The following is an 11,945-nucleotide window of genomic DNA, read 5'->3' as shown; positions in this document are numbered from 1 at the left end:
GAGAAAATAGCAACGAATTAACTATGGCATTTTTAAAATTTATACTTATTACATTCGCTGTTTACTTTGTAGTAAGATTCTTATTCAAATTATTTTTACCATTTGCAATGCGTAAAGCAGCTGAAAAGCTGATGAAGAAAGCGCAGGAACAGGGTGGAGCATATAGTAGTCAAGGACAGGGTGGTACTTTCTATTACGAATTTACCGGTCAAGGGCAGCAAGAGAGTAAAAGATCACAACCTGAAGGTAAAATCAAAGTTGATTATATTCCACCGAAGGAAACACCCGAGCGTAAGGGAACAGAAACAGCGGGTGAGTTTGTCGATTTTGAGGAAATAAAATAATTTTTAGCCGTCCAAATAGCGTATCTTTGTAGCTATGTGGCTGAAGCAACTTTCTGTTCTAAATTTCAAGAATTACTCGGAATCTTCTTTGGAATTCCTACCTGAAGTAAACGCTTTTACAGGAAATAATGGTGTTGGGAAAACCAATTTATTAGACGCGATCCACTACTTGTCGCTTTGTAAGAGCTATTTTAACCCCATTGATTCACAACATATCAAATCTGGTTATGATTGGTTTATGGTGCAGGGAGAATTTGATAAAGACTCCAATAGTGATGTTATTTCCTGCAGTTTAAAAAAGAACCAAAAAAAGCAGTTTAAAAAGAATAAAAAAGATTACCCTAGATTGGCTGACCATATTGGCCTTTTCCCTTTGGTCATGATATCGCCAAATGATAGTGTTATCGTTACAGATGGTAGTGAGGAACGCCGGAAATTTGTGGACAATGTGATTTCACAAACGGACAATAAATACCTTGATACCTTAATTATCTATAACAAGTTCCTGACACAACGAAATACGCTGTTGAAGCAGGCCCGCCAGACGAATGTCCTGGATTTGGGAGTAATTGAAATTCTTAACTTTCAACTGGAGGAAGTTGGCAATATGATCTTTGAGAAGAGAAGATCATTTATGGCGGAGTTTCAGCCCGAATTTGATCGCCATTATCAATTTCTGACCGAAGATGCCGAATCTGTACAGCTACACTATGAATCCCCGCTAATGTTAGATTCTTTCTTGAATATTCTGGAAAAGAACCTCGAGCGTGATCGTATTCTGGAACGTACCAGTCAGGGAATTCATAAAGATGATCTGATATTTACCATTCATGGTGGAATGCCACTGAAAAAGTTTGGTTCCCAAGGCCAACAAAAATCATTTCTCATTGCTTTGAAACTTGCCCAATATTCCTATTTGCAACAGAAAAAAGGATTTAAACCCTTACTTCTCCTCGATGATATTTTTGATAAACTGGACGATCGTCGCACGCATAAATTGATGCAGATGGTTTCTGATGATGATTTTGGACAAATTTTTCTAACAGATACGGACTCAAAAAGAATTCAACGAATCTTTGACGAAATCAATCGCCCTGTTCGTATATTTGGTATCGAAGGAGGACAAGTGAATGTATAAGAAGCAACCAACGAAAAAGAGCCTAGAATTTATTCGCTCAAGCGATGATATGACCATTAAGCAGGGGGTAGAACGTCTGCTCGAAGCTTACAAGCTGCGTCGAAAATTTGATGAGACCTCCATTGCTTCGGTATGGCCTCAATTGATCGGAAAAGCAATTGCCAATCGTACCCAGCAGCTTTATGTACGTGACAAAAAGTTATTTGTGCGTGTGGAGTCGGCTGTCATTAAAAACGAACTGGCATTAATGCGCCGGCAAATCCTCGGAAGGGTAAACGAGTATGTCGGGCATGTCATCATCGAAGAAGTCGTGATTTTATAATCTGCTCATGTAGATATGTTTAATCAATTGTTTGAAAACCTATTTCCTCTTCCTGAAGCTGCGCGGTCAAAGTTGTTTGCTCATTTTGAACAAGTTGAATTCAAGCGGGGTGACTATGTCATCAAAGAAGGAGATTACTCTTCCAATTTATTTGTTATTGAATCTGGTTTGATCCGTCAATATGGCTGGAGTAAAAAAGGTGAATTTACGCAGTGGATTGGTACCGCCAATCATTTCGTAACCGATCTCGCATCTTTTATTTTTGATGTTCCTTCCAAATGGAATTTTCAATGTATCAGTGACTGTCGTATGTATTGTTTGTCAAAATCAGATTACCAAAAGATGGAATCCGAGGTTGTCGAATGGAATAAATTTGAGAAGGCATTTTTGGCAAAATGTTTCGGAGCGATGGAACAACGAATTTCTGATTTTATTTGTTTGACTGCAGAAGAACGTTATCAACAATATTTTGAACAATATAAGTCTCTGTTTTATCAAATACCACTTCAATACATTGCCTCCGTCTTGGGTATGAGTCCCGAAACTCTCAGTCGTATCCGTGCAAAAATGAGTTCTTGATAAAAGTCAAGAGCTGTTTCCATTTTGTATCCTAGTTTTGTTTTATCTCCATTAACAAGTGGGGCATGTGCTTTGTATTGGGCTAGAACTTGTGCAACAATCTGTCCAATCTGAAATGCTCTGCATACGATAGTTTTCTGGAGTAATCGCCCACCCAATGAATCCATTATGGTTTATAGCAACCGACGCCAGAAATTTGGGGAAGCGTGCTGGTTCCATTATACAGAGGTATAAATTATTAAAAGAATGAAAAAAATTGAGACAAGTATTACGATTGAGGCAAGCGCCGAGCAAGTATGGCAAGTATTGACGGATTTCAAGGCTTATCCATTATGGAGTCCGACCATTAAGCATTTTGAACGGCAACCGATCGAAGGAAAGCGTTGTGCGGTTATATTGGAAAATCCTGATGGCTTTAAAATAAAGATGAATCCCCGCTTTTTGTGCATTGATCCTAATCGAGAATTACGCTGGAAAGGAGAATTGCTTATTCCAGGGATCTTTGATGGCGAACATTATTTTATATTAGAACAAGTCGGGGAGGGAAAAGTTAGACTTATTCAAGGGGAGTTGTTTTCAGGTTTATTGATCCCATTCTGCAAAAAGTTGCTGTTAACAACGAATCATGGTTTTGAACTCTTCAATAAGGCGATAAAGCAATATGTGGAACAAAAGGATTAACTTTCAACATTGGGATGTGGATACGGTGTATTTTTGCACATCGAATTTTCGTATGTAAACGCATTGTTGGTTGTTATAAACATTTCTGTGTGGATAACCCTGTAGTTATACACATTTTAGACTATTTTAATGATCGTGTTTCTTGTTTTATTCACATTTACATGTTAGTAAGTGTAGGGTTATTCACATATTCAGTTCATGTGATGATCAATGTATTCCACTTATTAACATTTTGCATGTTAATAAGTGGTTTTTTTTGTTGATAAGTTAAAATTGAGATGCAATAATGAGATCTTATACACAAAATACTAACAGCCCGATCTGGGCGGATCTCCATTAGTTGGTAAGGTACTTGTTGGGATATTAATAGTGGGGTGATATTTTGGGAATACCAAATATTATAGGTATTGTTCCAGATCACCTTTTCCCTCACGAACAATTTCAAAGGTTCCCTCTGTTAGGTCTACTACGGTCGAAGCGACATTGTCTCCGTATCCTCCATCGATTACGGCATCCACAAGGTTCTGATATTTCTCGTAGATCAGTTCCGGATCAGTGGAATATTCAATAATCTCATCTTCATCGTGAATGGAAGTAGTTACAATTGGATTCCCCAATTGCTTTACGATTTCCCGAACAATATTATTGTCAGGTACACGTATACCCACAGTTTTCTTCTTTGAACTTAATAGTTTGGGTACTTTGGTTGTTGCGTTAAAGATAAATGTAAAAGGTCCCGGTAATGCCTTTTTGAGAACACGAAAGACTGCGGTGTCAAAAGATTTGGTGTATTGTGAAATATCGGTCAGGTCATAGCAGATAAAGGAGAGGTTAGCTTTATCCGGTTTTAAGCCTCTGATCTCACATACGCGTTCAATAGCCTTTTGTTGGGTAATATCACAGCCGATACCATATACGGTATCTGTAGGATAAATGATCACGCCGCCACGTTTGAGAATATCTACAGCCTGTGCTATGGCTTTTGGATTGGGATTGTCGTTGTATATTTTAATGAGCATGTCTACTGTCGTCTTATTTATCAAGTAATATGGAAATCGTATTTTTTATCAGGGATCCGTCGAACGAGACAGATGTCATACCTGAGTTTTCGAACAATTATCCAAATGCGTATCTATCTAAAAGAACAACAGCCAAAATATTTTGTTTTGGCTGCTGTTCTTTATCTTAAAATTCTGCGTTTTTTGGGGTGCGTGGGAATGGTATCACGTCCCGGATGTTTGTCATTCCGGTTGTGAATAATACCAATCGCTCAAAGCCTACACCAAATCCTGAATGTGGTACTGAACCAAAGCGGCGTGTATCCAAGAACCATTCCATCTCTTCTGCTGGTATGCCTACTTCTGCCATACGTGCTAATAGACGGTCAAGATTTTCCTCACGTTGCGAACCGCCGACCATTTCGCCAATGCCTGGGAAAAGAATATCCATGGCGCGGACAGTATTGCGTCCCTGAGCATCAGGTTCGTTTTGTTTCATGTAAAACGATTTAATCTCCCTTGGGTAATCCGTCAGGATAACAGGTTTCTTAAAGTGCTTCTCTACCAAGTAACGTTCGTGCTCAGATTGTAGATCTGCTCCCCAATCGTCAATTAAATACTTGAATTGTTTCTTTTGATTTGGCTTGCTACGTTTTAATATTTCAATAGCATCAGTATATGTTACACGCTCGAAATCGTTTGTTAAGACAAAGTTTAACTTTTCTACCAAATTTAATTCAGAACGTTCCGCTGCAGGCTTCGATTTCTCTTCTTCCAACAGACGGTTTTTCAAAAACTCAATTTCCTCAGGACAAGTTTCCAAAGCGTATTTGATCACGTATTTTAGTAAGGCTTCGGCCAAATCCATGTTGTCTTCTAATTCATAGAAAGCCATTTCTGGTTCGATCATCCAGAATTCAGCCAAGTGACGTGTCGTATTTGAGTTTTCTGCCCTAAAGGTCGGACCGAAAGTATAGATGTTTCCAAATGCCATTGCGCCAAGCTCGCCTTCTAATTGGCCGGAGACCGTAAGATTAGTAGATTTTCCAAAGAAATCCTCTTTGAAATCAATTTCTCCATTTTCTTTACGTGGTGGGTTGTTTAGATCCAATGTCGTTACCTGAAACATTTCACCCGCACCTTCGGCATCAGAACCTGTGATAATCGGTGTGTGCATGTACACAAAATCATTTTCCTGGAAAAATTTATGCACGGCAAACGCTAGTGCGTTACGTACTTTAAATACCGCATTGAATGTACCTGTACGGAAACGTAAATGTGCAATTTCACGTAAAAATTCCAAACTGTGCTTCTTCGGTTGTAAAGGATATTTTTCAGGATCTGAATCACCTATAATACTTACCTCTGTTGCTTTAACTTCTACTTTTTGTCCCTTACCTAGCGATTCTATCAATTGACCTTTTACACGAACTGCAGCTCCGGTAGTAATACGCTTTAGGATATCTTCAGGTGTATTTTCAAAATCGACTACTGCTTGAATATTATTGATTGACGAACCGTCATTAATTGCTATAAATTGATTGTTACGGAAAGTTCTTACCCAACCTTTAACAACGACCTCTTTGCCGAATTCTGTGGCATTCAATAGTTCCTTTATTCTTGTGTGTTCCATCTTAATTTTTGGAGAATGACTTGTAAAAGATGCTTTGTTAAAAAAGCAATACAAAAATAAGCTATTCTGTTGGTTTATTGGGTATAAATGTTGATTTAATTCGCTGAATGAAGGATCAACACACCATTAAACTTATTTTTTGAGCACCGATATTTGGATTAATGCCAAACAAGGGCAAGGGTGTTTCACGCAAAAAAAAAGCGGATCAACTGAGTCGATCCGCTTTTAAGCTTTATGATGATTGAAGGAATTATCCTTTCAATACTTTGGTTACTAATTCAGCAGCTTCTTTCAATAAGATTGCAGAATAAACTTGTAGACCTGACTCATCAATTAATTTTTTAGCTTCTTCGGCATTTGTACCTTGAAGACGTACGATGATAGGAACAGGAATATTGCCAATTTCGCTGTAAGCATCTATTACACCTTGTGCTACACGGTCACAACGAACGATACCACCGAAGATGTTGATCAAGATTGCTTTTACATTAGGGTCTTTCAAAATGATATTGAAACCAGCTTTTACAGTTTCAGCATTTGCAGTACCGCCAACATCTAAGAAGTTTGCAGGTTCTCCACCAGCCAATTTGATGATGTCCATTGTTGCCATTGCAAGACCTGCACCGTTCACCATACAACCTACGTTACCATCTAGTTTAACATAGTTCAAGTTTGATTCACCAGCTTCAACTTCCGTTGGATCTTCTTCTGTTACGTCGCGCATAGCTGCGTAATCAGGATGACGGTATAATGCGTTCTCGTCAAGATTTACTTTAGCATCGACCGCTAGGATCTTGTCGTCAGAAGTTTTTAATACCGGATTGATCTCGAACATCGAAGAATCAGTAGAATCGTATGCTTTGTAAAGCGCAGCAACAAATTTTACCATTTCTTTGTGAGCAGCACCAGAAAGACCTAGATTGAAGGCAATTTTACGTGCTTGGAATCCTTGTAAGCCTACTTTTGGATCGATTTCTTCTTTGAAGATCAAGTGCGGTGTTTTTTCTGCAACTTCTTCAATGTCCATACCACCTTCTGTTGAGTACATAACGATGTTACGACCTTTAGCACGGTCCAATAGGACAGACATATAGAATTCTTTTGTTTCGCTTTCCCCTGGATAGTAAACGTCTTGAGCGATCAAAACTTTGTTTACTTTTTTACCTTCAGGTCCAGTTTGAGGCGTTACTAATTGCATACCAATGATGTCAGTAGCTCTTTGTTTGACTTCATCTAAGTTCTTAGCTAACTTGACACCACCACCTTTACCACGGCCACCAGCGTGAATTTGAGCTTTGACAACAACCCAGTCGGAATTGTAGTCTTCTTTCATTTTTTTAGCCGCTTCCACAGCTTGCTCTGGAGTATCTGCTACGATACCTTCCTGTACGCGCACACCAAAGCTCTTTAGTATTTGTTTTCCTTGATATTCGTGAATGTTCATTTGCAAAAATATTTGGCGTAAAAATATGTTTTTTTGAGGGATAAGACAAGGGATAAATTGCTCTTTTATCTATTTTTTGACATTTGTGATAAATAAAATGGCTGAAATAGAGAAATAACAGCTTATTTATTCAAAGGTGTGATATCGTAAATTTATTTATCTTTGCCCTATGATGTTACAAGCCAAAGGAATTCACAAAGCTTATGGGGCATTGCCCATCTTAAAAGGCGTTGACATAACCGTGGAAAAAGGTGAAATCGTGAGTATTGTCGGGGCCTCAGGAGCAGGTAAAAGTACACTTTTACATATTATCGGTACATTGGACAAACCAGATCAGGGGTCGATATTTATTAATGGTGTTGATATCCATAAGCTGAATGCTAAAAAGTTGAGTGCATTTCGCAATGAACACATTGGTTTCGTTTTTCAATTCCATCACTTGTTGCCCGAATTTACGGCCTTGGAAAATGTGTGTATTCCGGCATTTATCCATGGACAGGGACGTGCTGAAGCTGAGAAGAAAGCAAAAGAACTATTAGAGCTACTTGGGGTTTCGCATCGTATTGATCATAAACCTGCCGAGATGTCGGGGGGGGAACAGCAGCGGGTGTCTGTTGCACGGGCCTTGATAAATGATCCTTCTGTTATTTTGGCGGATGAACCCTCCGGAAATTTGGACTCTGAAAATGCGGCGGCACTACATCAGTTGTTTTTTGATCTTAGAAACAAATTTCAACAAACATTTATCATCGTAACCCATAATGAAGAGCTAGCCCGTATATCGGACCGAACTATCCATATGCGTGACGGATTGGTTGTTTAGCCTAATTCTTTTAGAGGAACCACTATGCTTTTAGATCAGGAATAAACTCCTAGAGACTAGAACTAAATTGATTGGCCATAGCTTTGATAGCTTCATTGCCGATGAAAAACAAATTATTTTGATGAAGAAAATATTGATAACTTTCGGAACTAGGCCGTTGGCAATGCGTATCGCTAAAAAGCTTTCAGGTAGTTTTGAAGTTTTATATGCGAGTTCGGAAGAGATCCCCGCATTGCTCTTGAAATCTGGGAATTACGCAGTTATACCAAAAGGTTTGCTGCCAACTTTTGCACATGAAGTGCTAAAATTGAGTTTGGATCAACAGGTGGACTACGTGTTACCTTTGGGCGGTTTTGAACTGGAGCCACTGGCTGAGGCGAAAGTTTTATTTGACGAATATCAGATTTCGGTTCTTGTACCGGATAAGGATATCCTTGGAACATTTCCTATAATTGAAAACCCTCCAGCAGATCTCCCTTATGTTTTGCTCTCAAAAGGCGCTGATCTATTGGGGGAAGGGCATTATGAAAATTCCTTGGATGGACTTTTGGTTAGGTCAGATTCTGCTGAAGAATTCGCTTTGGTCTGTGTGTCGAAGTAATATAATCCATGCGCTGCTTATTGTTTGTTGGGTCTTATATGTCCAACGTTTTTAATTTAAAGTCTATTTGTGATGATATTTCCAGAAGAAAAGAAAGTGTATGTCTTTGAGTTAGACGATGTTCTTTTTCCAAAAAAAGACTATTTACTCCAAGTTTACTACCTCTTTGCAAATTTTATCGAATTCACGGAGACATTCCCACCGCAGGCTGATCTGGTTAATTTTATGAAAAACCATTTGGAAAACCAAGGTGAGGAATCGCTATTTGAACATGCTCAAAGTACATTTGGGTTTGATATGAAATATAAAGAGCATTTTGAAAGGTTGCATGTAAATGCTGTATTGCCGCTTAAGCTGAATCTTTTTGATCATATTGTTACACTCTTTTCGCAGTTGAGCGCAGAAGGCAAGGGGATATGTGTGTTGACAAAGGGAAATCCTTTGGAACAATTGAACAAAGTGAAATTTGTGGATTGGGGGGAGTTTAGCAATCGGGTAAAAATTTATTTCCGCGATGAACTTGCCTTCCGACAAATAAATCCTACTCAATTTTTAGCAGAGGAATTTGCTGTGGATACCGCTGCGATTCAATTTGTGGACTAAGGTTGCATTGATTATCTTTGTATCGTCTACCAACGATGTCTTGACTATTAAAAATATAAAAAGTAAGCATTGTTGAAAAAAGATTATGATTAGGGACATAAAAGCCCTATTTTTATATAAAGCCCTTGGATTTATGAATAAAGTGAACAAGCCTGCCACGATTAAGGAAATTGCCAAGAAGCTGAAAATCAGTCCTTCCACGGTTTCAAGAGCGTTGAATGATCATCCAAGTATTGGATTGGTAACAACAATGCGTGTTAAAAAAATGGCCGAAGAATTGAACTACGAGCCCAATCAGACTGCTATTTTTTTTAAACAGCGCAAAACATTTACCATTGCAGTGATTTTGCCGAGCCTATCAGAACCTTTTTTTTCTTTTGCGATCAGTGAAATAGAAAACGTTGCATCGGCACATCGGTATACTGTTTTAATGGGACAGTCATTGGATGATCCGGATCGGGAAGAACAGATTCTAAAGACATTTAAAAATCACCGCGTAGATGGCATATTGATGTCTATTGGTAAGAAGACAACGAATTTGGAGTTTATTGAAAAACTGGAGTCTTCTGGAATTCCGGTTGTCTTTTTTGATTGTGTTCCTAGTCTACCGAATATCAATAAAGTTCAAAGTGATCTATCTACTGGCATGAATGAAGCTGTTGATGCTTTTGTTGCCCGTGGTCATAAAGTGATTGCGTTGGTCAATGGACCTAGTACATTGCCGGCGAGTGAGGATAGAAAAGTAGCCTACTTATCCGCCATGAAACGTAATGGAATGGATATCCTGGAAAAAAATATTATTGAAACTGATCTGAGTACAGAAGGAAATGAAAAAGCAATGGATAGCATCTTTGCGATGTCCGAAAGACCTTCAGCAATTATTTCTTTTAATGACTTCGTTACATTGGATCTGATGAAGGCGGCACGTCATAAAGGACTGGTCTTAAACCAGGATATTTTCTTCATCAGTTATGCGAATTACCCACTTTGGCAATATATGGAAAACCCACCAATGGGGCGTATCGAACAGTTTCCGGGCATGCAGGCGCGTAAGGCAGCTGAGATTTTATTTGAGCGGATCGAGAATTCAGATATAGCAGACCAACAAATTGTTTTTAAATCTAGATTGGTGATGTAGTTGTTTCTGCACAATGGATAACATAAAAAAGAGGGGAAAATCATTCGATTTTCCCCTCTTTTTTATGTTATGCACGACTATAAGTGGATCACTTCACCGTATGCATCAGCACATGCTTCCATGATTGCTTCACTCATGGTTGGGTGTGGGTGGATTGTTTTGATCATCTCATGTCCTGTTGTTTCCAATTTACGGGCAACAACAACTTCAGCAATCATTTCGGTAACATTCGCTCCGATTAAGTGGGCACCTAGGAATTCACCGTATTTTGCATCAAAGATAACCTTAACAAAACCATCTTTTGCTCCAGCTGCAGAAGCTTTTCCAGAAGCAGAGAATGGGAATTTACCAACTTTAATTTCATATCCAGCTTCTTTCGCTGCTTTTTCGGTATAACCGACAGAAGCAATCTCAGGAGAACAGTAAGTACATCCAGGGATATTGTTATAATCGATAGGTTCTACATGAAGACCTTTGATTTTTTCAACGCAAGTAATGCCTTCGGCAGACGCAACGTGAGCTAAGGCTTGACCTTTAACGATGTCACCAATAGCGTATACACCTTCAATATTTGTTTTGTAGAAATCATCTACGACAACGCGGCCACGGTCAGTTTTAACACCAACCTCTTCCAAACCGATGTTTTCGATGTTAGGAGCAATCCCTACTGCAGATAATACAACCTCTGCCTCGATTACTTCAATACCTTTTTCAGTTTTGATGGACACTTTGCTCAATTCGCCAGATGTATCAACGGATTGCACTTCAGATTTAGTCAGGATATTGATACCTTGTTTTTTTAAGCTTTTTTCTAGTTGTTTTGAGATTTCTTCATCTTCAACCGGAACGATTCTATCCATAAACTCAACGATAGTCACTTTTGTTCCAATTGCATTATAGAAGTAAGCAAATTCAACACCGATAGCACCGGAGCCAACAACAACTAAAGATTTTGGTTGCTTAGGTAATGTCATTGCCTGACGGTATCCAATGATTTTTTTACCATCCTGCGGTAAGTTAGGCAATTCACGTGAACGTGCGCCTGTAGCTAGGATAGTGTGTTTTGCCGCATATTCTTTGGTAGAACCGTCTGCACCTTTCACATCGATCTTACCACCTTTTTTAATCTTTGCAGTTCCATTGATGACATCAATTTTATTTTTCTTCATCAAGAACTGAATACCTTTACTCATTCCTTCAGCTACGCCGCGGCTTCTTTTGACGATAGCTTCGAAATCAGCCTCACCACCTTGAACATTGATGCCGTAATCTGCGGCATGGTTTAAATATTCAAATACTTGAGCACTTTTCAATAATGCTTTTGTAGGGATACAGCCCCAGTTTAGACAGATTCCGCCTAATGATTCGCGTTCAATAATCGCTGTTTTGAACCCTAACTGAGCGGCTCTAATGGCAGCAACATACCCGCCTGGACCACTACCGATTACAATGATGTCGTAATTCATATAAATAAATATTCTGTAGTTGAGTGTTATAGCTTCAAATACCAAGGTATTGAACCATATATTCATTCAAAAGTACGTATTTTTTCTGATGAATATGAACTATTTATTGTAAAATTGGCGGTTTTTGATAAAACAATGTCATCCTATGAGCGATAATGTCACGACTTGGTAAAAG

At 38.8% G+C, this 11,945-nt stretch carries 13 protein-coding genes; 9 read left to right on the top strand and 4 right to left on the bottom strand.

The features are described from left to right. The first annotated feature begins 23 nt into the window (after positions 1–23). The 5 genes from BWD42_RS18405 to BWD42_RS18385 all read left to right on the top strand — a co-directional run bounded on the left by BWD42_RS18405 (position 24) and on the right by BWD42_RS18385 (position 3,064). Positions 24–344, top strand: a complete 321-nt coding sequence (locus BWD42_RS18405; protein WP_077437880.1) for a DUF4834 family protein — start codon at positions 24–26, stop codon at positions 342–344. 34 nt (positions 345–378) lie between these two features. Continuing rightward, entirely contained in the window at positions 379–1,482 is a 1,104-nt protein-coding gene (gene recF, locus BWD42_RS18400) for a DNA replication/repair protein RecF (protein WP_077437879.1), read from the top strand. Next, on the top strand, positions 1,475–1,804 hold the full coding sequence (locus BWD42_RS18395) for a DUF721 domain-containing protein (protein ID WP_077437878.1): 330 nt from the start codon (positions 1,475–1,477) through the stop codon (positions 1,802–1,804). Before recF ends, BWD42_RS18395 begins: the two co-directional genes overlap by 8 nt. A 15-nt stretch (positions 1,805–1,819) precedes the next feature. Further along, the gene (locus BWD42_RS18390; RefSeq protein ID WP_077437877.1) at positions 1,820–2,383 is read left to right on the top strand and encodes a Crp/Fnr family transcriptional regulator; all 564 of its coding nucleotides are present in this window, start codon (positions 1,820–1,822) and stop codon (positions 2,381–2,383) included. Between the two features lie 246 nt (positions 2,384–2,629). Then, on the top strand, positions 2,630–3,064 hold the full coding sequence (locus BWD42_RS18385; RefSeq protein WP_077437876.1) for an SRPBCC domain-containing protein: 435 nt from the start codon (positions 2,630–2,632) through the stop codon (positions 3,062–3,064). 398 nt (positions 3,065–3,462) lie between these two features. Here BWD42_RS18385 and BWD42_RS18380 read toward each other — a convergent pair whose 3' ends face one another. The 3 genes from BWD42_RS18380 to sucC all read right to left on the bottom strand — a co-directional run bounded on the left by BWD42_RS18380 (position 3,463) and on the right by sucC (position 7,139). Then, a complete protein-coding gene (locus tag BWD42_RS18380; RefSeq protein WP_077437875.1) occupies positions 3,463–4,083 on the bottom strand; it encodes an L-threonylcarbamoyladenylate synthase in 621 nt (206 codons plus the stop codon). Positions 4,084–4,249: 166 nt separating this feature from the next. Next, positions 4,250–5,695 (bottom strand): asparagine--tRNA ligase, encoded by a 1,446-nt coding sequence (gene asnS, locus BWD42_RS18375; RefSeq protein WP_077437874.1) that lies wholly within the window; start codon positions 5,693–5,695, stop codon positions 4,250–4,252. Positions 5,696–5,945: 250 nt separating this feature from the next. Continuing rightward, positions 5,946–7,139 (bottom strand): ADP-forming succinate--CoA ligase subunit beta, encoded by a 1,194-nt coding sequence (gene sucC / locus BWD42_RS18370; RefSeq protein ID WP_077437873.1) that lies wholly within the window; start codon positions 7,137–7,139, stop codon positions 5,946–5,948. Positions 7,140–7,311: 172 nt separating this feature from the next. On the opposite strand from sucC, the gene BWD42_RS18365 reads away from it, so the two are divergent. The 4 genes from BWD42_RS18365 to BWD42_RS18350 all read left to right on the top strand — a co-directional run bounded on the left by BWD42_RS18365 (position 7,312) and on the right by BWD42_RS18350 (position 10,304). After that, positions 7,312–7,962 (top strand): ABC transporter ATP-binding protein, encoded by a 651-nt coding sequence (locus tag BWD42_RS18365; protein ID WP_175992097.1) that lies wholly within the window; start codon positions 7,312–7,314, stop codon positions 7,960–7,962. Between the two features lie 121 nt (positions 7,963–8,083). After that, complete coding sequence (locus BWD42_RS18360) at positions 8,084–8,563, top strand: hypothetical protein (protein WP_254846275.1); 480 nt, start codon at positions 8,084–8,086, stop codon at positions 8,561–8,563. A gap of 72 nt (positions 8,564–8,635) precedes the next feature. Continuing rightward, on the top strand, positions 8,636–9,166 hold the full coding sequence (locus BWD42_RS18355) for a hypothetical protein (RefSeq protein WP_077437871.1): 531 nt from the start codon (positions 8,636–8,638) through the stop codon (positions 9,164–9,166). A 133-nt stretch (positions 9,167–9,299) separates the two neighbouring features. Next, complete coding sequence (locus BWD42_RS18350; RefSeq protein ID WP_077438038.1) at positions 9,300–10,304, top strand: LacI family DNA-binding transcriptional regulator; 1,005 nt, start codon at positions 9,300–9,302, stop codon at positions 10,302–10,304. A gap of 77 nt (positions 10,305–10,381) precedes the next feature. On the opposite strand, the gene lpdA is transcribed toward BWD42_RS18350, so the two are convergent. Beyond that, positions 10,382–11,770 (bottom strand): dihydrolipoyl dehydrogenase, encoded by a 1,389-nt coding sequence (lpdA, locus tag BWD42_RS18345; RefSeq protein WP_077438037.1) that lies wholly within the window; start codon positions 11,768–11,770, stop codon positions 10,382–10,384. Positions 11,771–11,945 lie beyond the last annotated feature (175 nt).

This window comes from Sphingobacterium sp. CZ-UAM, from assembly GCF_002000245.1.
Lineage (GTDB): Bacteria > Bacteroidota > Bacteroidia > Sphingobacteriales > Sphingobacteriaceae > Sphingobacterium.
The sequence above is the reverse complement of the archived record's forward strand: the minus strand, read 5'-3'. Positions and strand labels throughout refer to the sequence as shown.